General features: G+C 71.4%; 15 protein-coding genes and 1 riboswitch. Of the genes, 3 read left to right on the plus strand and 12 right to left on the minus strand.

The window, feature by feature from the left end; genetic code table 11:
• Positions 1–13: 13 nt before the first annotated feature.
• From thiD to thiE, 6 genes are all read right to left on the minus strand, one after another.
• Positions 14–802, minus strand: coding sequence for a bifunctional hydroxymethylpyrimidine kinase/phosphomethylpyrimidine kinase (gene thiD / locus AC507J_RS15580; protein WP_496289877.1), 789 nt, complete (start codon positions 800–802; stop codon positions 14–16).
• Positions 799–1,464, minus strand: coding sequence for a thiamine phosphate synthase (locus AC507J_RS15585; protein WP_496289960.1), 666 nt, complete (start codon positions 1,462–1,464; stop codon positions 799–801). The genes thiD and AC507J_RS15585 overlap by 4 nt, the downstream gene beginning before the upstream one ends.
• Positions 1,465–1,523: 59 nt before the next feature.
• The gene (locus AC507J_RS15590; protein ID WP_496289961.1) at positions 1,524–2,318 is read right to left on the minus strand and encodes a thiazole synthase; all 795 of its coding nucleotides are present in this window, start codon (positions 2,316–2,318) and stop codon (positions 1,524–1,526) included.
• A 20-nt stretch (positions 2,319–2,338) separates the two neighbouring features.
• Positions 2,339–2,539 carry a sulfur carrier protein ThiS gene (gene thiS, locus AC507J_RS15595; RefSeq protein WP_496289878.1) on the minus strand — a complete coding sequence of 67 codons (201 nt, stop codon included), beginning with the start codon at positions 2,537–2,539 and terminating at the stop codon, positions 2,339–2,341.
• The gene (gene thiO / locus AC507J_RS15600) at positions 2,530–3,858 is read right to left on the minus strand and encodes a glycine oxidase ThiO (RefSeq protein WP_496289879.1); all 1,329 of its coding nucleotides are present in this window, start codon (positions 3,856–3,858) and stop codon (positions 2,530–2,532) included. The genes thiS and thiO overlap by 10 nt, the downstream gene beginning before the upstream one ends.
• Positions 3,852–4,478 (minus strand): thiamine phosphate synthase, encoded by a 627-nt coding sequence (thiE, locus tag AC507J_RS15605; RefSeq protein WP_496289880.1) that lies wholly within the window; start codon positions 4,476–4,478, stop codon positions 3,852–3,854. Before thiE ends, thiO begins: the two co-directional genes overlap by 7 nt.
• Positions 4,473–4,582: riboswitch (TPP riboswitch) on the minus strand. (Overlaps the previous gene by 6 nt.)
• 331 nt (positions 4,583–4,913) lie before the next feature.
• On the opposite strand from thiE, the gene AC507J_RS15610 reads away from it, so the two are divergent.
• Both AC507J_RS15610 and AC507J_RS15615 read left to right on the plus strand, forming a co-directional pair.
• Positions 4,914–9,680 (plus strand): ThuA domain-containing protein, encoded by a 4,767-nt coding sequence (locus AC507J_RS15610; RefSeq protein WP_496289881.1) that lies wholly within the window; start codon positions 4,914–4,916, stop codon positions 9,678–9,680.
• Between the two features lie 302 nt (positions 9,681–9,982).
• On the plus strand, positions 9,983–15,862 hold the full coding sequence (locus tag AC507J_RS15615) for a ThuA domain-containing protein (protein ID WP_496289882.1): 5,880 nt from the start codon (positions 9,983–9,985) through the stop codon (positions 15,860–15,862).
• Between the two features lie 159 nt (positions 15,863–16,021).
• Here AC507J_RS15615 and AC507J_RS15620 read toward each other — a convergent pair whose 3' ends face one another.
• From AC507J_RS15620 to AC507J_RS15630, 3 genes are all read right to left on the minus strand, one after another.
• Positions 16,022–16,972 (minus strand): aldo/keto reductase, encoded by a 951-nt coding sequence (locus tag AC507J_RS15620; protein ID WP_496289962.1) that lies wholly within the window; start codon positions 16,970–16,972, stop codon positions 16,022–16,024.
• An 84-nt stretch (positions 16,973–17,056) separates the two neighbouring features.
• Positions 17,057–18,736 carry an ABC-F family ATP-binding cassette domain-containing protein gene (locus AC507J_RS15625; RefSeq protein ID WP_496289883.1) on the minus strand — a complete coding sequence of 560 codons (1,680 nt, stop codon included), beginning with the start codon at positions 18,734–18,736 and terminating at the stop codon, positions 17,057–17,059.
• A 47-nt stretch (positions 18,737–18,783) separates the two neighbouring features.
• A complete protein-coding gene (locus AC507J_RS15630) occupies positions 18,784–19,389 on the minus strand; it encodes a class I SAM-dependent methyltransferase (protein WP_496289884.1) in 606 nt (201 codons plus the stop codon).
• A gap of 127 nt (positions 19,390–19,516) precedes the next feature.
• Here AC507J_RS15630 and AC507J_RS15635 point away from each other — a divergent pair, with 127 nt between their 5' ends.
• On the plus strand, positions 19,517–20,599 hold the full coding sequence (locus AC507J_RS15635) for a hypothetical protein (RefSeq protein ID WP_496289885.1): 1,083 nt from the start codon (positions 19,517–19,519) through the stop codon (positions 20,597–20,599).
• Between the two features lie 173 nt (positions 20,600–20,772).
• On the opposite strand, the gene truA is transcribed toward AC507J_RS15635, so the two are convergent.
• The 3 genes from truA to AC507J_RS15650 all read right to left on the minus strand — a co-directional run bounded on the left by truA (position 20,773) and on the right by AC507J_RS15650 (position 23,325).
• The gene (gene truA, locus AC507J_RS15640; RefSeq protein ID WP_496289886.1) at positions 20,773–21,603 is read right to left on the minus strand and encodes a tRNA pseudouridine(38-40) synthase TruA; all 831 of its coding nucleotides are present in this window, start codon (positions 21,601–21,603) and stop codon (positions 20,773–20,775) included.
• A gap of 89 nt (positions 21,604–21,692) precedes the next feature.
• On the minus strand, positions 21,693–22,268 hold the full coding sequence (gene rplQ, locus AC507J_RS15645) for a 50S ribosomal protein L17 (protein WP_496289887.1): 576 nt from the start codon (positions 22,266–22,268) through the stop codon (positions 21,693–21,695).
• Positions 22,269–22,302: 34 nt separating this feature from the next.
• Entirely contained in the window at positions 22,303–23,325 is a 1,023-nt protein-coding gene (locus tag AC507J_RS15650) for a DNA-directed RNA polymerase subunit alpha (protein ID WP_013735931.1), read from the minus strand.
• Positions 23,326–23,342: the final 17 nt, after the last annotated feature.

Here is a 23,342-nt window from a genome sequence, read left to right on the forward strand (position 1 = left end):
ACAACCTCCCTGATCAGGCGGACCAGCCGAAGTGGTCCAGCGGGCCGCGTCCCGCACCCAACTCCCAGTCCCGCGCGCCGGTCAGCGCACGGGTGACGTACTGCTTGGCCGCCGCGACCGCCGCCGGCACCGGATCCCCCAGCGCCAGCCGTACGGTGACGGCCGCCGAGAACGAACACCCCGTCCCGTGGGTGTGCCGGGTCGGCACCCTCGGGCCACGCAACACGGTCGTCCCGTCCGGACCGTGCAGCACGTCCACCGCCTCGTCCCCGGCGGTCACATCACCGCCGGTCACGACCACCCATTCCGGCCCACCGGCCACAAGCGCCCGCGCCGCCACCGCCATCTCCTCGACGCTTGTCACCGGTGCTCCGGTGAGGGCGGCGGCCTCCGCGATGTTCGGGGTCGCCAGCCGGGCGTACGGCAGCAGCCGCTCCACCGCCTCCACCACGCCGAGCCGGTGCCCGCTGGTGGCGACCAGCACCGGATCGACGACCAGCTCCGGCAGCCGGCCGGCCGCCGCCGCGTCGGCGATCGCGCCCGCCACCGCCGGGGTGCCGAGCATTCCGGTCTTGACCGCCCGCACCGCGAAGTCCGACAGCACGCTGTCGAGTTGGTCGGTGACCGTCTGCGGGGGCAGCGGCAGGACGGCGTCCACACCTCGGGTGTTCTGGGCGGTGATCGCGGTGAGCACGCTCGTGCCGTACGCGCCCAGCGCGGCGAAGACCTTCAGGTCGGCCTGGATGCCGGCACCAGCGCCGGAGTCCGAACCGGCCACGGTGAGCACGGTGGTGGGGGTCACGGCTCTCCTTCGGTGGTTGCGATCGCCTGGTGGAAGGCGGTGGTCAGGGTGGCGGCGGCCTGTTCCGGGTCGGCGGCTCGCATGATGGCGCCGAGGACGGCGACTCCGGCCGCGCCCGCCTCGACACAGGCGCGTACCTGGGCCGGGGTCTCGATGCCGCCGAGGGCGAGGGCCGGCACCGGGCTCAGCCGGACGAGGTCGGCCAGCCCGCCGGGGAGCAGGGGCGGGCCGTAGCCGGGTTTGGTCCGGGTGGGGTACACCGGCGAGAGGGTCACGTAGTCCTCGGTGCTGAGCCGGCGCAGCTCGGCCTCGTCGTGGCAGGAGCGGCCGACCAGGTCGACGGCGGGCGGTGGGTAGGGACCTGCCGCCGACAGGTGCAGCACCACCGGCGGACGCGAACCGGTGTCGGTGTCGGCGTCGGCGTCGGTGTCGGTGTCGAGCAGCGGGTCAGGCCCGGCGATGGCGAGGACGCCACCGGCCGCGGCCACGATCGGCCGCAGCTCGGTGGCGAGGGCGAGCCGCTCGGCGCGCGGCAGGTCCAGTTCCCGCAGCACCACCCAGCGCACTCCCCCCGCCACCGCCCCCGCCACCACGTCGATCAGCGCACCCTGCCCCACCGCACGCCGATCGGTAAGCAGCACCAGACCCGAAATCCGGGGGATCTCGGTACGAACCGACCCCCCGAGGGGCGCTCCCGTACCAGGATTCACAAGATCGGCGGTCACAGCTCGGGACGGCCTTCGTCGGGGGTGGAGGCGAGGGCGTGGAAGCGGCGCGGGATGCGGCCGGCGACCGAGGCGAGGCGGCCCGCGGCGACGGCGTGCCGCATCGCGGTGGCCATCGCCACCGGATCTGCGGCGCGGGTGACCGCGCTGGCCAGCAGCACGGCGTCGCAGCCCAGCTCCATGGCCAGGGCCGCGTCGGAGGCGGTGCCGATCCCGGCGTCCAGGATCACCGGCACGTCGACGCTCTGCCGGATCAGCCGGATGTGGTGCGGATTGGCGACCCCGAGCCCCGATCCGATCGGCGATCCGGCCGGCATCACCGCCACGCAGCCGACATCGGCGAGCCGGCGGGCCAGGATCGGATCGTCCGAGGTGTACGGCAGCACGGTGAACCCGTCGGCGACCAGTTCCTCGGCGGCGCGCAGCAGCTCCACCCCGTCGGGCAGGAGGGTCCGCTCGTCGCCGATCACCTCCAGCTTGACCCAGTCGGTGTCGAACGCGTCCCGGGCCAGGTGGGCCACCTTCACCGCCTCGCCCGCCGTGTAACACCCGGCCGTGTTCGGCAGCAGCCGTACGCCGCACCGGTCGAGCAGGTCCAGCAGGCCGCCCGAGCCACCCGGAACGGTGTCCACCCGACGTAGCGCCAGGGTGACCAGCTCGGTGCCGGAGGCCCGGATCGCCTGCTCCAGCACGTGCAGGTTGGCCGCCCCGCCGGTACCGAGGATCAGCCGGGAGCCGAACCGCACCCCGCCCAGCTCAAAGTCCGCCCCGGCGTCCGCCCGGAAGTCCATTGTCTCGGCGTCCACCCTGCTCACCCGCCCTGCGCGGCGCTGAGAACCTCGACCCGGTCGCCGCCGCGCAGCACCGTCCCCGGCCAGCCGGTACGCGGCACCACCTCGCCGTTCACCGCCACCGCCACGCCGCGCTGTTGCGGGGTGATCCGCTTGACCAGTTCGGCGACCGTGACCCCGTCCGGCACGCTCTGCCCGGCACCGTTCACCGTCAGTTCCATCTGTCGTCCTCCCTCGACTGCGCGGACCCGACCGACCTCGACCGCCCGGACCCGACCGACGACCTCGGCTGCCCGGACCCGGCCGAACTCGACCGCCCGGATCCGGCTGACGACCTCGACCGCCCGGACCTGGCTGAACTCGGCCGCCCGGACCCGGCCGGGACAGCGGTCGTGCCCCGCCCGTCGACGTCATCCACCACGGGGTGGAACCGGTCCGGCCGGAAGGGTTCGAGCAGTGGTTCGGCACGGGCGTCCCCGGTGACCAGGCCGGTGATCAGGTCTGCGGTGACCGGGGTGAGCACGATCCCGTGCCGGTGGTGGCCGGTGGCCGCCAGCACGTCCGGGCGGTCGGGCAGCGGCCCCAGGATCGGGGCGTTGTCCGGCGTACCCGGTCGCAGCCCGGCGATCGTCTCCACCAGGTCGTACTCGGCCAGCTCCGGCAGCAGGTCGACGGCGGCGCGCAGCAGCCGCAGCACCGCGCCGGCCGAGACGTCCACATCGGAGCGTTCCTCGACGGTGGCACCGACCACCACCTCGCCGCTGTCGCGCGGCACGAGATAGACGTGCTCGCCGTCGGCGTACCCCCGGATGACGTGCCGGAAGCCCGGCGGACCGCCATCCGGTGCCCGCAGCCGCAACACCTGGCCCTTCACCGGACGGACCGGCAGCCCGGTGAGGGCGGCGGCGCCGCAGCCGGCCGCGACCACGGTCACCCCGGCCGCCACGTGGGCCAGATTCCGGACCGGCTCGGGCACCAGCACCGCACCGGCCCGCTCGGCGGCGAGCCGCAGCGCCGGCACCAGCCGGCGCGGGTCCACCTGGTGGTCGGTGGCGGCGAGCGCACCGCCACGCACCCTGGGCGCCAGCGCCGGTTCGCGCTCCCGCAGCTGGGAGGGGCGCAGCGGCGTCACCGGCAACCCCAACCCCTGCTGGTACGCCCAGAGTCGGCGCGCCTCGGCCAGGTCGTCGGCGGTGAGACCGACCATCAGGGTGCCCTCGGTCCGGTACCCGAGGTCGGTGCCGGTCGCCTCGGTCAGCTCGGCGGCGAAGCCCGGCCAGCGCGCGGCGGACTCGGTGAGCAGCCCGGTCAACTCCCGCTCACCGAAGTACGCCTCGGCCACCGGCGCCAGCATCCCGGCCGCGACGTGCGACGCGCCCGACCCGGGGGCGGGATCGCGCACGACGACGCGCAGCCCTCGCTGTGCACACCGCCACGCGATCGCCAGCCCCACCGGCCCCGCCCCCACCACCACCACATCAGGTGCAAGGAAGGGCCCCTTGTTAACGCCTGCGGTAGAGGAAGGGCCCCTTGTTAACACGAGAGCCCCCGGAGCAACTCGGCGGCGGCGCGGGCCGGATCGGCGGCACCGGAGAGCGCCCCGACCACCGCCACCCCGTACGCCCCGGCGGCTCGCAGCGCCGGCACGTCCTGCGCCGTCACGCCGCCGATCGCGACCACCGGCACGTTCACCGCCTCGGCCACCGCCCGGACACCGGCCACGCCGATCGCCGGCGGCAACCCGTCCTTTGTGGTGGTGGCGTGACAGGGCCCCACGCCCAGGTAGCTCGCTCCGGCGTCGACCGCCGCGACGGCCGATCCCGGTTCCCGCGCGGTCGCGCCGAGCACGGCGGTCGGGCCGAGCACCAGTCGCGCCGCCGCCACCGGCAGGTCGTCGGCGCCGACGTGGCCGCCCGCCGCGCCCGCCGCCAGCGCCACGTGCAGACGGTCGTTGACCAGGCAGGTCACCCCGTACGGCGTGCAGAGCCCGACCACCTGCCGGGCCAGGTCGTACGCCTGCCGGTCGGTCGCGGTGTCCTCGACCCGGACCTGGACGACAAGCTCGGTGTGGGCCACCGGAAGCACGGCCCGCAGCACGGTCAGCGGATCCCGCCCGGGTCGGGTGTCGGTGATCAGATGCAGTCGTCCCAGGGACGGCACGGCAACACTCCTCCCTGCGCCGGCATTACCCGGATCAGGTTCGACGGTCGGGGGCTCACAGCCCCCCTCTCAGCCCGGTGCACCGGGCTCCCGTGGGTTCGTTGGGTGACACCGTACGTCGTTTCGCCGGCCGCGCCAACCCCCGTCCGGCAGGGTCGGAGGGACCGGGTCCAGCCGATGCATCCCGGCTTTTCATGGCTTGGCGACCGAAAAAAGACACCGACATGCAACGACTTACACCAATTTATAAAGCAGCTCGTTACCCAAACGTTACAAGGGTGCGTCTTGCCCGAAACTAATCGACGTACGCAAATTAAATGATCGGATCGGCTTCTCGCCACCAAGACCTCGCCCGTCAGGTATGAGCGCTCGGACCGACGCGGAGTGACCACCGCCGCCCACTCCGACCTGCTGCCCTCGACAGAGGAGAACCCCGTGCCCCGACCCCGTCGTGGGCGAGCAACGCTCGCCCCAGTGACCGTGGCGCTACTCGCCCTCGTACTCGTCCTCACCGCCACACCGGCCCAGGCCGCCAGCCGTACCGCCCAGGCCGTCAGCCTCGCCCAGGCCGCCAGCCGTACCGCCGAGGCCGTCAGCCTCGCCCAGGCCGCCAGCCCCGTCCAGGCCGCCAGTCCTGCCCAGGCCGCCAGCCGTACCGCCCCGGTCGCCGCGGCGGACGCGGAGCCGTACTCCGTCCTGGTCTTCTCCAAGACCGCCGGGTTCCGGCACGACTCGATCCCCGCCGGCATCCGCGCGATCCAGCAACTCGGTGCGGCGAACGGGTTCACCGTCGTCACCACCGAGGACGGTGCCGCCTTCACCGACACCAACCTGGCCAGGTTCAAGGCGGTCATCTGGTTGTCGACCACCGGTGACGTGCTCAACGCCAGCCAACAGACGGCCTTTGAGCGCTATGTACGTGCCGGTGGCGGGTACGTCGGTGTGCACGCCGCCTCCGACACCGAGTACGACTGGGCCTGGTACGGCCAACTCGTCGGTGCCTACTTCAACAGCCACCCGGCCAACCAGACGGCCACGGTCAAGGTCGAGGACCGCTCCCACGAGTCGACCCGGCACCTGCCGGACCGGTGGTCCCGCTACGACGAGTGGTACAACTTCCGCACCAACCCCCGCTCCCGTCAGGTGCAGGTGCTGGCCTCCCTCGACGAACGCTCCTACAACCCGGGCAGCGGTGCGATGGGGCACGACCATCCGATCGCCTGGTGCCAGAACTACGACGGTGGCCGGTCCTGGTACACCGGTGGCGGGCACACCCAGGAATCCTTCGCCGACGCCGCCTTCCTCCAGCACCTGCTCGGTGGCATCCAGACCGCAGCCGGGGTGGTGCACGCCGACTGCGGCGCCGGCCGGGCCGCCAGCTTCGAGAAGGTGACGCTGGACAGCAACACCAGCAATCCGATGGAACTGGACATAGCCGAAGACGGTCGGGTCTTCTACATCGAGCGGGACGGCCGGGTGCAGATCATCAAGCCGGACACCGGCCAGACCGTCACCGCGCTGCGGCTGAGTGTCTTCGCCGGCAACGAGGACGGTCTCCTCGGCATCCGGCTCGACCCGAACTTCGCCAGCAACGGATGGATCTGGCTCTACTACGCCCCGAGCGCGGGCGGGTCCCGCAATCACCTGTCCCGGTTCACCGTCACCGGTGACACGATCAACCCGTCGAGCGAACGGGTCGTCCTACAGGTGCCCACCCAGCGCAACACCTGCTGCCACATGGGCGGGTCGATGGTCTTCGACTCCGCCGGCAACCTGTACCTGGCCACGGGAGACAACACCAATCCCTTCGAGTCCAGCGGATACAGCCCGCTGGACGAGCGCTCCGGCCGGGCGGACTACGACGCGCAGCGAACCGCCGGCAACACAAACGACCTGCGCGGGAAGGTGCTCCGGATCCGGCCCCAGGCCGACGGGACGTACACGATTCCGGCGGGGAACCTGTTCGCCCCGGGAACCGCCCGGACCCGGCCGGAGATCTACGCGATGGGCCTGCGCAACCCGTTCCGGATCGGCATCGACCCGGTCACCAACGTGCTCTACGTCGCGGACTACGGTCCGGACGCCACCACCGCGAACGCGAACCGGGGCCCGGCGGGCCTGGTGGAGTGGAACATCGTCGACCGGCCCGGCAACTTCGGCTGGCCGTACTGCCACGGCAACAACCAGGCGTACAACGACTACCAGTTCCCGTCCGGCCCGAGCGGGGCGAAGTTCAACTGCGCCGCGCCGGTGAACAACTCGCCAAACAACACCGGCCTGACCAACCTGCCGGCGGCCATTGCGGCCACCGTCGACTACGGCTACGGCGGCGACGCCCGCTTCCCGGAGATCGGCGGCGGCGGGGCACCCATGGCCGGCCCGGTCTACCGGTACGACCCGAACATCTCGTCCCGGCGGCAGTGGCCGGCGTACTTCGACGGCAAGGCGATGTTCGGCGAGTGGAACCAGTCGCGGATGTACACCATGCAGGTCAGCCGGGACGGCAAGTCACTCGTCGACATCAACCGCATCCTCGACCAGATGACCTTCGTCCGGCCGATGGACTTCGAGTTCGGCCCCGACGGTGCGTTGTACCTGATCGAGTGGGGCAGCGGCTTCGGCGGCAACAACGACAACTCCGGCGTCTACCGGATCGACTACACCGCCGGTGCCCGCGCCCCGATCGCGGTCGCCGCGGCCACGCCGACGTCGGGGGCGCCGCCGCTGGCCGTCACCTTCTCCAGCGCCGGCTCCCGCGACCCCGACGGCGGGGCCCTCAGCTACGCCTGGACGTTCGGTGACGGTGGTACCTCCACCCAGGCCAACCCCACCCACACGTACACCCGGTCCGGCAGCTACACCGCACAGTTGCGGGTGACCAACCCGGCGGGACGGAGCGCGGTGGCGAATGTGCCGATCACCGTCGGCAACACGGCCCCGACCGTCACCATCGAGTTCCCGCCGGACGGCGGGTTCTTCGCCTGGGGCGACCAGGTCGCCTACACCATCAGGGTCACCGACCCGGAGGACGGGACGATCGACTGCGACGACGTCGAACTCCAGGTGCTCCTCGGTCACGACGAGCACGCCCACCCGCTGGAGCGGCACACCGGCTGCACCGGCACGGTGCAGACCCAACTCGCCGACGGCCACGGGGCGGACGCGAACGTGTTCACCGTGCTGGAGGCGACCTACACCGACCGGGGCGGATCCGACGGAGCCGAGCCGCAGACCGGCCGGGCGCTGAAGATCCTTCAGCCCAAGCGCAAGGAGGCCGAGTACTTCTCGGCCACCGGCCGGGTGGCGGGCGCCACCGGGGGTGGCACCGCGGGAGTGCAGCGGGAGACCACCGGTGACACCGCAGGCGGCGGGCAGAACATCGGTTTCATCGAGGACGGCGACTGGTGGTCGGTCGATCCGGCCAGCCTGACCGGCGTCACCTCGGTGCAGTTCCGGGTCGCCTCGGCCAACGCCGGTGGCCGGATCGAGGTCCGCGCCGGGGCCGCCGACGGACCACTGATCACCACCGCCACCGTGGCCGGCACCGGGGCGTGGCAGACCTACACGAACGTCACCGCGCAGATACCCAACGGCGCCGCCGCCGAGGGCGCGCTGTACTTCGTCGCCCGGGACCCGAACCGAGGCTCCGGAACCCTGTTCAACGTCAACTGGATGGACTTCGTCGGGCCCGGGGTGAGCGGCAACGCCCCACCGACGGTCACCGCCACGGCCACCCCGACCAGCGGGACCGCGCCACTGGCCGTGACCTTCTCCGGTACGGCGACCGACCCGGACGGGGACACCCCGCTGACGTACGCCTGGGACTTCGGCGACGGCGGGGCCGCGAACACGCTAAACGCCACCCACACGTACACCACGCCGGGCAACTACACCGCCACCCTGACGGTCACCGACAGTCGGGGTGCGCGGGGCCAGGCACGTGTGCAGATCCGGGTGGACGGGGCCGGCAATCCCTGCCAGGGCGAGCCGGGGCTGACACGGTCCGACGAGTTCACCGGCACCTCGCTGGATCGTCAGCGGTGGACGAGCGTGGTACGGGAGAGCCAGTCGTACTCGGTCACCGGTGGTGCACTGCGCCTGCCCACCGGGGTGGGTGACCTGTACGGCACCCGCAACGACGCGACGAACCTGGTGCTTCAGCCCGCACCCAGCGGGGCCTGGCAGGCGACCGCCCGGGTCACCGCGCCGGTTCGGGCCGACTACCAGCAGGCCGGCCTGATCCTCTACGGCAACGACGACAACTACGCCAAGCTGGACCTGCTCTACGGCGGCAGCCGCCGGGTGGAGTTCATCAGGGAGAGCGCCGGGACACCGCGCAACGAGAGCACCGACTCCACCGCGGCTCCCACCGGTGACACCATCCATCTGCGACTGACCAGCGACGGGACGAACCTGACCGCGGCCTATTCGACCGACGGGCAGACCTTCACCCCGGTCGGCCGGTCCGCCGCCCTGGCCGGGATCACCAATCCCCGGATCGGTCTCTTCGCCCTCAACGGCGGCACCACCGCGCCGGTGGTGAACGCCGAGTTCGACTGGTTCCGGATCACCCCGGAGACCTCGACCGGCGGCACCACGCCGTCGGACGAGTTCACCGGCGCCAGCCTGGAGAGGTGCCGGTGGAACGCCATCGTGCGGGAGGATGCGACCCGGTACCGGGTGAGCGACGGCTCGCTGCGCATCGACGTGCCCAACGGTGACATCTACGGCACCGGCAACACCGGGCCGACGAACTTCATCCTGCAGAACAGCCCGGCCGGGAACTGGACGATCCAGACCCGGGTGGACGGCAGTCTGCTCAATGAGCAGTACCAGCAGGCGGGTCTGCTGGTGTACGCCGACGACGACAACTACCTCAAGTTCGACTACGTCACGGACAACGTGGCCGGTCAGCCGGTCTCGCGACGGATCGAGTTCCGCAGCGAGGTCGGCGGGGTGGTGCAGAGTACGCAGCCGCAGGCCACCGCACTGACCCAGGGGATCTGGCACCTGCGCCTGTCCCGCAGCGGCAGCAGCTTCACCGCCGCGTACTCGGCGGACGGTACGAGTTGGACGACCCTGGGGACGTTGACGAGCACCGCGGTCGGTACGACCCCGAAGGTGGGGCTGTTCACCCTCGGCACCAACCAGACGGCCTCAAAGACTGTCGCGTTCGACTACTTCCGGCTCACGCCTGGGTAGCTGGCCGACCGCAGCCGATCCATCCATGCCGGCCTGCGCCTCTTCATGAGGTGCAGGCCGGCACCGTCTGGGCAGGCGCGGCGATTTGGGTGGACTCTAGGTGAATGTCGCTCGTAGTTATCGAAACGTTACCTATCGAAACCTTGCCATGAACCGATTCAGCGGAATTAATTTGTTTAGCGATTCGACATAATGCTGGAACGGATGCCCTGGCAAGGCGTCCGGCCCGGCCTCCACCTGGGACGGTCTTCGGCGAGCCGCCCCCGCGACACCCCCTGTCCAGTTAGGACAAAGGAGACCGGATGTCTCGACCACGCCGTGCCCGCGTACCAATCACCGCCACTCTGCTCAGCCTCGGACTCGCCGTGACGATGCTCGCCGGCGGGCCCGCGCAGGCCGCCCCCGCGACCCAGGCCGTCCCCGTCGCGCAGGCCGCGCCCCCCACGACGAAAACCCCCGCAGCGAAGACCCCCGCAGCAGAGGCCGCAGCCGCACCGGAGGCCGCGGCTGCCGAGCCGTTCTCGGTGCTCGTCTTCTCCAAGACCGCCGGCTTCCGGCACGACTCGATCCCGACCGGCATCGCCGCCATCCAGCAGCTCGGCGCGGCGCACGGGTTCACCGTCGACACCAGCGAGGACAGCGCGGCCTTCACCGACGCCAACCTGGCCCGCTACCAGGCGGTGATCTGGCTCTCCACCACCGGCGACGTGCTCAACGCCGAGCAGCAGGCGGCGTTCGAGCGCTACATCCAGGCCGGCGGCGGGTACGCCGGTGTGCACGCCGCCTCCGACACCGAGTACAGCTGGGACTGGTACGGCGGCCTGGTGGGCGCCTACTTCGCCAGCCACCCGGCCAACCAGACGGCCACCGTCAAGGTGGAGGACCCGGCGCACGAGTCCACCGCCCACCTGCCGGAGCGCTGGTCCCGCTACGACGAGTGGTACAACTACCGGACCAACCCGCGCGGCAAGGTGCACGTGCTGGCCACGCTCGACGAGACCAGCTACTCCCCCGGCAACGGCGCGATGGGCCACGACCACCCGATCGCCTGGTGCCAGGACTACGACGGCGGCCGGGCCTGGTACACCGGTGGCGGGCACACCCGCGAGTCGTACGCCGAGCCGGAGTTCCTCGAGCACCTGCTCGGCGGCATCCGGACCGCCGCCGGAGTGGCCCCCGCCGACTGCCGCGCCACGCTCGACGCGAGCTTCGAGAAGGTGACGCTGGACAGCAACACCAGCAACCCGATGGAGCTGGACGTGGCCCCCGACGGCCGGGTGTTCTACATCGAGCGCGACGGCCGGGTCCAGATCATCAAGCCGGACACCGGCAACACGGTCACCGCCCTCAGCCTCAGCGTCTTCACCGGCAACGAGGACGGCCTGATCGGCATCCGGCTCGACCCGGACTTCGCCACAAACAACTGGGTCTACCTCTACTACGCCCCCAGCGGCGGCGACCCGCGCAACTACCTGTCCCGGTTCACGGTGACCGGTGACCGCATCGACCCGGCCAGCGAGAAGGTCGTCCTCCAGGTCGACACGCAGCGCAACACCTGCTGCCACGCGGGCGGCACGATGACCTTCGACTCGGCCGGCAACCTCTACCTGGCCACCGGGGACAACACCAACCCGTTCTCGTCCGACGCGTACACCCCGATCGACGAGCGGCCGGGGCGCGCCGACTACGACGCGCAGCGTACCTCCGGCAACACCAACGACCTGCGCGGCAAGGTGATCCGGATCCACCCGGAGGACGACGGGACGTACACCATCCCGGCCGGCAACCTCTTCCCGCCGGGCACCGAGAAGACCCGTCCCGAGATCTACGCGATGGGCTTCCGCAACCCGTTCCGGATCGGCATCGACCTGGAAACCGACGTGCTCTACGTGGGCGACTACGGGCCGGACGCCGGCTCGGCCAACCCGAACCGGGGCCCCGATGGCCGGGTGGAGTGGAACATCGTCGACCGGCCCGGCAACTTCGGCTGGCCGTACTGCCACGCCAACAACCTGGCGTACAACGACTACCAGTTCCCCTCCGGCCCGTCCGGTGCCAAGTTCGACTGCCAGAACCCGGTGAACGACTCGCCCAACAACACCGGGCTGACCGACCTGCCGCCGGCCATCGCGGCCACCGTCGATTACGGCTACTCCACCAACCCGCGCTTCCCGGAGATCGGTGGCGGCGGCGCGCCGATGGGCGGCCCGGTCTACCGGTACGACGCCGACCTCGACTCCGACCGGAAGTGGCCGGCCTACTACGACGGCAAGGCGCTCTTCGGCGAGTGGAACCAGTCGCGGATGTACACCATGCAGGTCAGCCAGGACGGCAAGTCCCTGGTGGACATCAACCGCCTGCTGGCGGGCATGAGTTTCATCCGCCCGATGGACTTCGAGTTCGGCCCCGACGGCGCGATGTACCTGATCGAGTGGGGCAGCGGCTTCGGCGGCAACAACGACAACTCCGGGGTCTACCGGATCGACTACATCGCCGGTGACCGGGCGCCGATCGCGGTGGCCAGCGCCGAGCCGACCTCCGGGTCGGCGCCGCTTACCGTCAACTTCTCCAGCGCCGGCTCCCGCGACCCGGACGGCGGAACGCTCACCTACGCCTGGACGTTCGGTGACGGCGAGAGTTCCGACGCGGCCAACCCCACCCACACGTACGCCGAGGCGGGCAACTACAACGCCCAGCTCACCGTGACCAACCCGAAGGGGCGGACCGCGGTGGCGAACGTACGCGTCACCGTGGGCAACACCGCGCCGACGGTCACCATCGAGTTTCCGCCGGACGGTGGCTTCTTCGACTGGGGTGACCAGGTCAAGTACACGATCAAGGTGACCGACCCGGAGGACGGCGAGGTCGACTGCGACGACGTCCAGCTCCAGGTCCTGCTCGGTCACGACGAGCACGCCCACCCGCTGGAGCAGCACACCGGCTGCACCGGCGTGGTCCAGACGCAGCTCGCCGCCGGCCACGGTGCCGAGGCGAACGTCTTCACCGTCCTGGAGGCCAGCTACACCGATCAGGGCGGGGTCGGCGGCGCCGAGCCGCTCACCGGCCGGGCGCTGCAGATCCTCCAGCCCAAGCGGAAGCAGGCCGAGTACTACACCGCCACCGGGCGGGCCGCCGGCAGCACCGGCGGCGGCGACCCCGGCGTGGTCAAGGAGACCAGCTCCGACAGCGCCGGCGGCGGACAGAACATCGGCTTCATCGAGGACGGCGACTGGTGGTCGGTGGAGCCGGCCAGCCTGACCGGCATCGACGCCATCCGGTTCCGGGTCGCCTCGGGGACCTCGGGCGGCCGGATCGACGTACGCGCCGGCGCCGTCGACGGCCCGCTTGTCACCTCCGTCACCGTGCCCGGCACCGGAGCCTGGCAGACCTACACCGATGTCACCGCCGAGGTGCCGGCCGACGCCGACGCCCAGGGCAAGCTCTTCTTCGTGGCGAAGTCCCCGAGTGGGGGCTCCGGAAGCCTGTTCAACGTCAACTGGATGGACTTCCTCGGCAAGGGGGTCACCGACAACGCGCCACCGACGGTGACCGCGACGGCCACCCCGACCACCGGCATCGCGCCGGTCACCGTGGCCTTCTCGGGTACCGCCACCGACGCCGAGGACGACACCCCGTTCACGTACGCCTGGGACTTCGGTGACGGCGGTACGGCGGACACCCTGAACGCCTCCCACACGTACACCACCCCGGGCACCTTCGCGGCCACCCTTACCGTCACCGACAGCCGGGGCGCGAAGGCGTACGCCACCGTCACGGTGAAGGTGGACGCACCGAACACCTCCTGCTTCGGCGCCCGCTCGGACGACTTCGCCGGCACCGAGCTGGACCGGGACCGGTGGACCTCGGTAATCCGGGAGAACCAGTCGTACTCGGTCGCCGACGGCACACTGCGCCTGCCCACCGCCGTGGGCGACCTGTACGGCACCCGCAACGACGCCGCCAACCTGGTGCTCCAGCCCGCACCCAGCGGGGCCTGGCAGGCCACCACGAAGGTGACGGTGCCGGTCACCGCCGACTACCAGCAGGCCGGCCTGATCATCTACGGCGACGACGACAACTACGCAAAGGTCGGGCTCCTGTACGGCGGCAGCCGGAAGGTGGAGTTCATCCGGGAGACCGCGGGCACCCCGCGCAACGAGGGAGCCGACAGCACGGCCGCACCCGCCGGTGACACCATTCACCTGCGGTTGATCAGCGACGGGACGAACCTGACCGCGGCCTTTTCGACCGACGGGCAGAACTTCACAGCGGTCGGCCGGGCGGCAGAGCTCGCCGGGATCACCAACCCGCGGATCGGGCTCTTCGCGCTCAACGGCGGCACCACCGCGCCGGTGGTCGACGCCGCCTTCGACTGGTTCCAGGTGACGCCGGACGCCCCGGCCGAGCCGGTCGAGCCGTCCGACGAGTTCACCGGCAACGCGCTGGACAAGTGCCGGTGGGACGCGATTCTCCGGGAGGACCCGGCCGCCTACCGGGTAAGCGACGGATCGCTGCGTATCGACGTGCCCAACGGTGACATCTACGGCACCAACAACACCGGGCCGACGAACTTCATCCTCCAGAACGCCCCCGAGGGCAACTGGACGATGGAGACGAAGATCGACGGCAGCCTGCTGGACGAGCAGTACCAGCAGGCCGGTCTGATCGTGTACGCCGACGACGACAACTACCTGAAGTTCGACTTCGTGGTGGACAACCAGGCCGGCCAGCCGGTGACGCGGCGGATCGAACTCCGCAGCGAGATCGGCGGGACGATTCAGGATCCGCAGCCTGGTGCGGAGAACCTGACCTCGGCAGAGTGGTACCTGCGGCTGGCCCGCAACGGTGACACCTTCACCGGGTCGTACTCGGCCGACGGCGAGACCTGGACGGCGTTGACCGAGCTGACAAACGCGGCCGTGGGGGCGACCCCGAAGGTGGGCCTGTTCACCCTGAGCGGCAACCAGACCGCGTCGAAGACGGCGTCCTTCGACTACTTCCGGTTCTCCACCGAGACCGGGCCGGACGACGACTCGGCACCGGTCACCACGGCCGAGGTGTCCGGCACGCCGGTCGAGGGTTGGCACACCGGCCCGACCACCGTCACGCTTACCGCCACCGACGAAGACGGCGGCAGCGGGGTGGCCCGCACCGAGTACCAGCTCGACGACGCCACCGCCTGGACCACCTACACGGCACCCGTGCAGGTGGTCGGGGACGGCGAGCACGAGCTGCGGTTCCGTTCCGTGGACGAGGCCGGCAACGTCGAGGAGGCGAAGCGGGTCACCGTCAAGATCGATGCCACCGCGCCGGTCAGCACCGCGGCGTTCGCTCCGGCGAACGACGAGGGCTGGCACGACGGCACGGTGCCGGTGGTGCTCACCTCGACCGATGCCGGTTCCGGGGTGAAGCTGCTCGAGTGGTCGCTGGACGGCGGCGACTGGCAGCCGTACCGCGAGCCGGTCGAGATCAGCGGCGACGGGGACCACGAGCTGCTCTACCGGGCCACCGACAAGGCGGGCAACGCCGAGACGCTCAAGTCGGCGGTGGTACGGATCGACGGCACGAAGCCGACCCTGCTGGTCTCCGGCATCGCCGACGGCCAGCTCTACGGCGACAGCCAGGACGTCCGGGTGTCCTGGCAGGCGGTCGACCCGACCTCGGGCCTGGCCGGGGTGGTCGGCACGCTGGACGGCCGGCCGTACGCCAGCGGCACGCTCCAGGCGATGTACGAGTTGCCGCTGGGCCTGCACGAGCTGACGGTGACGGCAACCGACAAGGCCGGCAACGCCACCACCGCCAACGTCCGGTTCTTCGTCACCACCTCGTTCCGGGACATGCAGAACCTGCTGGACCGGTTCAAGGCAACCGGGCGGCTGAAGAACCAGGCGTACAACCAGTTGTCGAACCGGCTCTCCAACGCCCGTACGGCGGAGGCGGCCGGAAACGACAACCGGGCGATCAACCAGCTCAGAGCGTTCCGCACCCTGGCGGGTGACGCGTCGCTGGTCGCCGAGGCGGAGATCCGGGACGTGCTGATCCGGGACGCCGACGCGATGATCGTCCGGCTCGGTGGCGACGCCAGCAAGGCGGGCGTACGCGCCAACGACGGCGAGTCCGTCAAGGGCACCGGCCGCCTCAACAGCGATCCCACGAGGCTGGCCCCCGGCCGCCGCCTCTAACCCTCCCGGGGTCCCGCCCACCACCCCGGGCGGGACCCCACCCCACCCCCCACCCCACCCCTCTCAATCCGCGATCTTGCACTTTTGGTCGCCGCTTATCGGGCATAAGCCCTGAAACAGCGACCGATAGTGCAAGATCGGCGCAGACTCGGGGTGGGGTTAGCGGTCTAGGACCTTGCGTAGGGCTTTGAGGTCGGCTTCGGTGGGCTGCCAGGTGCCGGCCTCGGCGTTGGCCCGGACCTGGTCGGGCGTGGTGGCGCCGGCGATCACCGAGGTCACCGACAGCTGGGCGGCCAGCCCACCGATCGCCACGTGCAGCATGGACACCCCCCGCTCGGCGGCGTACGCCTCGATGCCCTCGATGGTGTCCCAGTCGGCTGCGGCGAGCCGTTGGGCGTACCGGCCGCCACCGGCCAGCCGGCTGCCGGCAGGCGGTGCCTCGCCGCGCTTGTACTTGCCGGTGAGCAGGCCGTTGGCCAGCGGGAAGAACGGCAGCATGCCGAGCCCGAAGCGCTCGCAGGCGGGCAGCACCTCGATCTCGGCGTCCCGGTTCAGCAGGCTGTAGTGGTTCTGCGCGCTGACGAAGCGGGTCAGCCCCCGGGTCTTCGCCGTCCAGTCGGCGTCGGCGATCTGCCAGCCAGCGAAGTTGGAGTTGCCCAGGTAGCGCACCTTGCCGGCGCGGACCAGGTCGTCCAGGGCGGAGAGCGTCTCGTCGATCGGGGTGCCCGGGTCGGGCTCGTGGAACTGGTACAGGTCGATGTAGTCGGTGTCCAGCCGACGCAGCGACGCCTCGACCGCCCGGACCACGTACCGCCGCGAGCCGCGTACGCCGAAGTCCCGCCCGTTGCCACCGCCCATCGACATGCCGAACTTGGTGGCCAGCACCACGTCGTCCCGGCGCCCCTTGAGGGCCGCACCGAGCTGTGCCTCCGACGCGCCGTGCGGCTCGCCGTAGATGTCGGCGGTGTCGAAGAAGTTGATCCCGACGTCGAGGGCCGCGTCGACCACCGCGCGGGTGCCGTCGAGGTCGAGCTTGCGGCCGAAGTTGTTGCAGCCGATCCCCACCACGGACACCACGAGCCCGGAGTCGCCCAGCCGGCGATAGGTCATCTCAGTCACGAGATCAACCATATGTCGGGGTGACCGGCCCGGTTGTCGAGCCGGCCACCCCGGCTACGCCCGGCAGGCGGCCGGTCACGCCACGTCCCAGACCGGCTCGTCGGTCTCCACCACCTCGCCGTCGCCCCGGAAGAGCAGGAACCGGTCGAAGGTCCGGGTGAACCAGCGGTCGTGGGTCACCGCCAGTACCGTGCCGGCGAACGCGGTGAGCCCGGCCTCCAGCGCCTCGGCCGAGGCCAGGTCGAGGTTGTCGGTCGGCTCGTCGAGCAGTAGCAGGGTCGCGCCGGACAGCTCCAGCAGCAGCACCAGGAAGCGCGCCTGCTGGCCGCCGGAGAGGGTGCCGAACCGCTGGTCGCCCTGCGCGGCCAGCTCGTACCGGCTGAGCGCGGCCATCGCCGCGTGCCGGTCCATGCCGGCCCGGTGCTCGTCACCCCGCCAGAGGATCTCGACAAGCGTCTTCGCCATCAGCTCCGGCCGGTCGTGGGTCTGCGAGAAGTGGCCGGGGCGGACCCGCGCGCCGAGCCGGGCCACCCCGTCGTGGGCCACCGGCGCGAGCGCCGCCGCGCCCTCGATCGGGCCGTTCGCCGGGTCGGGATCGGTGCCGCCCCGGGCCAGCAGCCGCAGGAAGTGCGACTTGCCGGTGCCGTTGGCGCCGAGCACCGCGAGCCGGTCGCCGTACCAGACCTCCAGGTCGAACGGGTAGGTCAGGCCGTCGAGTTCGAGCTGCTCGCAGACGAGCGCGCGCTTGCCGGTCCGCCCGCCGGTCAGCCGCATCCGGATGTCCTGCTCCTTCGGCGGTACGGGCGGCGGTCCGGCCTCCTCGAACTTGCGCAACCGGGTCTGCGCGGCCTGGTACCGCGAGGCCAACCCGTCGTTGTACGCCGCCTTCTGCTTGTACATCAGCATCAGCTCGCGCAGCTTCTGGTGCTCCTCGTCCCACCGGCGGTGCTGCTCGTCGAGGCGGGCGTGCCGGGCCACCCGGGCGGAGTGCCAGCTGGCGAAGCCGCCCGGATGCACCCAGGCGCTGCCGCCCTCCACCGCGACCACCCGATCCGCGGTCTGTGCCAGCAGTTCCCGGTCGTGCGAGACGTAGAGCACCGACTTGCCGGACTCGCGCAGCCGCGCCTCCAGCCACCGTTTGCCGGGTACGTCGAGGAAGTTGTCCGGCTCGTCGAGCAGCAGCACCTGTTCCGGGCCGCGCAGCAGCAACTCCAGCGCGAACCGCTTCTGCTGGCCGCCGGAGAGGGTGCGGACCGGGCGGTGCCGGGCGCTGTCCCAGGGCAGGTCCAGCACGATGGTGGCGACGGTGTCGAAGAGCACCTCGGCGTCGTACCCGCCGGCCTCGCCCCAGGCCGCGAGCGCCTCGGCGTACGCCAGCTGGGCCTGGGCGGCGGCGGTGCTGTACTTGCCGCGCAGCTCGGCCGCCCGCATGGTCGCCTCGGTCTCGACCAGCCGGCGACCGGCCTCGGGCAGCGGCGGCGGGGCAAGTGAGAGCGCCAGGTCGGCAAGCGTCGACTCGTCGCCGATCATGCCGATGAACTGGCGCATCACGCCCAGCCCGCCGGTGCGCGCGATGGTGCCGGTACGCACCGGCAGGTCACCGGCGACCATCCGCAGCAGCGTCGTCTTGCCGGCGCCGTTCGGCCCGACAAGCGCCACCTTGGCGCCCTCGCCGACCCGGAACGACACATCGGCGAAGAGTTCCCGCCCGTCGGGCAGGACGTATCCGACCGCAGCCACGTCCACGTATCCCACGCGGGCATCCTCCCGGAGCCCGGCCGCTACGCCAACCGATTAGCCGCTCAACGCGTGACCCGGAGCACTCGGAAGCCCTTCTGGCTGGCGTGCCGCTCGACCCGCCAGCCCTGTTCGACCAGCCAGCGGTGCAGCGAGTCGCCGCCGAGGTGACGGGCCACCACCAGCCAGGCCACGCCGTCCGGGGTCAGTCGGGGCAGCCAGCGCCGCAGCATCTGGTGCAGCTCGTCCTTGCCGACCCGGATCGGCGGGTTGGACCAGATCTGGGTGAAGCCGAGGTCGGCGGGTACCTCGTCGGGTGTCACCACCCGTACCCGGTCGGCGACACCGAGCCGGCCCGCGTTGGCGACGGTGAGTTCCCGCGCCCGCTCGTTGACGTCGACCGCCCACACCGTCGCCGCTGGCGCGAGGGTCGCCAGGGTGCAGGTGATCGGGCCGAACCCGCAGCCGAGGTCGAGCAGCGCGCCGGTGGTGGCGGAGCCGGGCAGTTCGGCCTTGCGCAGCAGTACGGCGGTGCCTGGATCGAGCCGGGTCGCCGAGAAGACGCCGGCTGCGGAGGCCAGGGCGTACTCCCGGCCGGCGAGGGTGAAGCGCACCTCGCGCGGCTCGGCGGGCGCGCTGGGTTCGGCGGTGAAGTAGTGGTCCCCGGTCACGCCGGTCATTCTCGCATCGGCCCGGAAGTGCCAGGCGGGACGGGAGTCGTGGGTCACTGGCACCGGCAGGCGCCGCGATTTCCGGGAATTACCTACTAAAGGGACAAACATCCTTACTCTGGACATCATGGTTTATCGGTACGACTCCGATGAGGACGCATACGTCCCGTCCCGCGAGGACAAGTCCGCGGCGCAGTCGCCGGACAACGGTCCGCCGCCCCCCGGCGGGCCCTCCCCGTCCCGCTTTCCCGAACCGTCGCTGCCGCGTCCCAATCAGCTCATCCTGCCCTCGGCGGCACCGCCTGCCGCACCGAAGCCGCAACCAGCGTCGCGTCACCAGCCGGCACCGGGCCTCCCGTCGCCACTGGCCGCGGCCATGGCGGCACCGCCACCGCCACCGCCACGCGCCGGTGGCCGTGGCTGGCAGGTGCTGATCGGTGGCGCCGCCGTGCTGGTGCTGCTCGCCCTCGTCGGCCTCACCGCCGCCACCCTGCTCGAGGCGCGGCAGCCGACCAACCGGACGGCGACACCCGAGCCCACCACGCAGGCCACCCGCGACACCGAGCCGAGCGACCTGGACTCCCGCGACACCGACCAGGCGCCGCTGACTGCCCGGGAGGTCTTCCCCGCCAGCACGGTCGCCGTCGGCGAGGACCGGGCAGAGTACGAGGTGCGGCGGACCCAGTCCAGCGCCAGTTGCCCGGTGGCCGCCACCGAAGAGCTGGCCGACCTGCTGGTACGGCTCGGCTGCAACCAGGTGGTCCGGGCCACGCTCCGCGCGCCCGACCAGGAGCATCTGGTCACCGCAGGGCTGTTCAACCTCACCGACCGGTCCAGCGCCGAACGGGCCCGGGAACGGATCCGCCAGATTCTCGACGAGCGGCAGGGGCGGTTCCGCGGCATGTCGGCGGGCGACGAGACCGAGATCATCGCCACCGCGCCGGCCCGGGTCGGCTGGCAGGTACGCGGCCACTACCTCGCGTACGCGGTGGTCGCCCGCGTGGACGGCGAGGCGATCCGTTCCGGCGACACCAGGGTCCGCGAGATCCTCTTCGACCTGCTCGAACTGCACCTCAACCGGAGCGTGCTGGAGCAGCGGGCCAACGGCGGGATCGCCAGCCAACCGACCGCCGCACCCAGCGACGGCACCGGCAACCAGGACGAGTCGACCGAGGACGCCGACGAGCGCGACGAGTCCACCGAGGACTGACCGGGCGAGCGAGCGGCCACCGGAGGACTGACCGGGCGAGCGAGCGGCCACCGGAGGACTGACCGGGCGAGCGAGCGGCCACCGGAGGACTGACCGGGCGAGCGAGCGGCCACCGTCAGCATTCCGGCTGGCCGGCCCGAGACCGGCGGCGAGGCTGGCGGTGGGCCGTGGGGTCAGCCTTCGGCTGGCACCCGGAGCCGCCGCGTCGCGTCGGCCCGGCGGGCGTACTCGGCCGGATCGTCCGGGTAGCCCACCGCCACCAGGGTCAGCCCATGGGCCGGCGCAACGGTCACCTCGCTGGACCGCTCCCGCCGGGTGAGCAGACCGGCCGGCCACTGGGCCGGGCGTCGTCCCTCCCCCACCGCCAGCATGGCCCCCACCAGGCTGCGCACCATCGCCTGGCAGAACGCGTCGGCCTGCACCGTGGCGACGAGGACTCCATCGGCGTCGCGCCGCCAGTCCAGCCGGGTCACCTCCCGCAGCGTGGTGGCGTTCTCCTTGCGTCGGCAGTACGCGGCGAAGTCGTGCTCCCCCACCAGACCGGCCGCGGCAGCGGCCAGCCGGTCCAGGTCGAGCGGTCGTGGCCAGGCCAGGATCTCGTGTCGGCGCAGCGGTTCCGCCCCCCACGGCGCGTCGGTCACCCGGTACTCGTACCGCCGGAAGGTGGCCGAGAAGCGGGCGTCGAAGGTGGCCGGCACCACGGTCATCGCCCGGACCCGCACGTCGGGCGGGAGCAGCCGGGCCAGCCGGCGCAGCAGCCCGCCCTCGTACCCCTGCCAGACCTCGGTGGGCAGGTCGAGATGGCAGACCTGCCCGGCGGCGTGCACGCCGGCGTCGGTGCGGCCGGCGACGGTCAGCCCGCTCGCGGTGCCGGTGCCGAGGATCCGGTCCAGCGCCTCGACCAGCACCCCGGCCACCGTACGCCGGTCCGGCTGGGGGGCCCACCCGGAGAAGTCCGAGCCGTCGTACGCGACCTCCAGCCGCAGCCGGGTCCGCTCGTCCACGTCGTACCTCCTGGTGCGGTGTCCAGCACACCGCACTGACGGGTCGGGCCCGGCACCCCAGGGGGTACCGGGCCCGACGACGGCCTGGATCAGGCCTTGCCTTCCTCGGCCTTGCCTTCCTCGGTGGCCAGGTCGCTGTCCTCGCGGGCAGCGGCGGTGTCACCGGAGGCCGACACCGGCGCCTCGGCGTCCTGGTCGGCCGGCCGCGACTCCGGGGCCTCCTCGGCCGGGGCCAGCGCCTCGACCTTGTCCTGCTGGGCGGCCTTGCGGGCGGCGGTCTTCTGGTTCGCCTTCGGCTCGGCGATCTCCAGCTCCTCGACCAGCTCGATGATCGCCATCGGCGCGTTGTCACCCTTGCGCGGACCGGTCTTCACGATCCGGGTGTAGCCGCCGGGGCGGTTGGCGTACCGCGGCGCGATCTGGTCGAACAGGGCGTAGACCACGTCCTTGTCCTTGACCACGGTGAGCACCCGCCGACGCGAGGCGAGGTCGCCCCGCTTGGCCTTGGTGATCAGCTGCTCGGCGAGCGGACGCAGCCGCCGGGCCTTGGTCTCGGTGGTCTTGATCCTGCCGTGCTGGAACAGCGAGGTGGCCAGGTTGGCCAGCATCAGCCGCTCGTGCGCGGGGCTGCCGCCGAGGCGGGGGCCCTTGGTGGGCGTGGGCATGCTTGGTGCTCCTCAGGTGTGGCGGCAGCGCGGACTAGAGCTGCTCGGTCTCGCGGTAGTCGTCGGTGTCGTAGTCGGCCTCGCCGAAGGCGTCCACGACGTGCGCCGGGTCGAAGTTCGGAGCCGAGTCCTTCAGCCCCAGACCCATCCCGGCGAGCTTCATCTTGACCTCGTCGATCGACTTCTGGCCGAAGTTGCGGATGTCGAGAAGGTCGGCCTCGGTACGCCCGATCAGCTCACCAACGGAGTTGATGCCCTCGCGCTTGAGGCAGTTGTAGGAGCGGACGGTGAGGTCCAGCTCCTCGATCGGCAGGGCCAGGTCCGCCGCCAGCTGCGCGTCCTGCGGGGACGGGCCGATGTCGATGCCCTCCGCGGTCTCGTCCAGCTCCCGGGCCAGCCCGAACAGCTCCACAAGCGTCGAACCGGCCGAGGCCAGCGCGGTACGCGGACCCATCGAAGGCTTGGTCTCGACGTCGATGATCAGCCGGTCAAAGTCGGTCCGCTGCTCGACCCGGGTCGCCTCGACGCGGTACGTCACCTTGAGCACCGGCGAGTAGATCGAGTCGACCGGGATCCGGCCGATCTCCGCGCCCGCCTGCTTGTTCTGCGCCGCCGTGACGTAGCCCCGACCCCGCTCGACGGTCAGCTCCATGTCGAGCCGGCCCTTGCCGTTGAGGGTGGCGAGCTTCAGGTCCGGGTTGTGCACCGAGACACCGGCCGGGGGCTGGATGTCACCGGCGGTCACGTCACCCGGGCCCTGCTTGCGCAGGTACATGCTGACCGGCTCGTCGTGCTCGGAGCTGACGCAGAGCTCCTTGATGTTCATGACGAGCTCGACCACGTCCTCCTTGACGCCGGGGATCGTGGTGAACTCGTGCAGCACACCGTCGATCTTGATCGAGGTGACCGCCGCACCCGGGATGGACGACAGCAGCGTACGCCGCAGCGAGTTGCCCAGGGTGTAGCCGAAGCCCGGCTCCAGCGGCTCGATGGTGAACCGGGAGCGGGTCTCGTTGATCGACTCCTCGGAGAGGGTCGGTCGCTGGCTGATGAGCATGTTTTCTCTTCTCTTCC

Source organism: Micromonospora sp. PRAS1, from assembly GCF_059553435.1.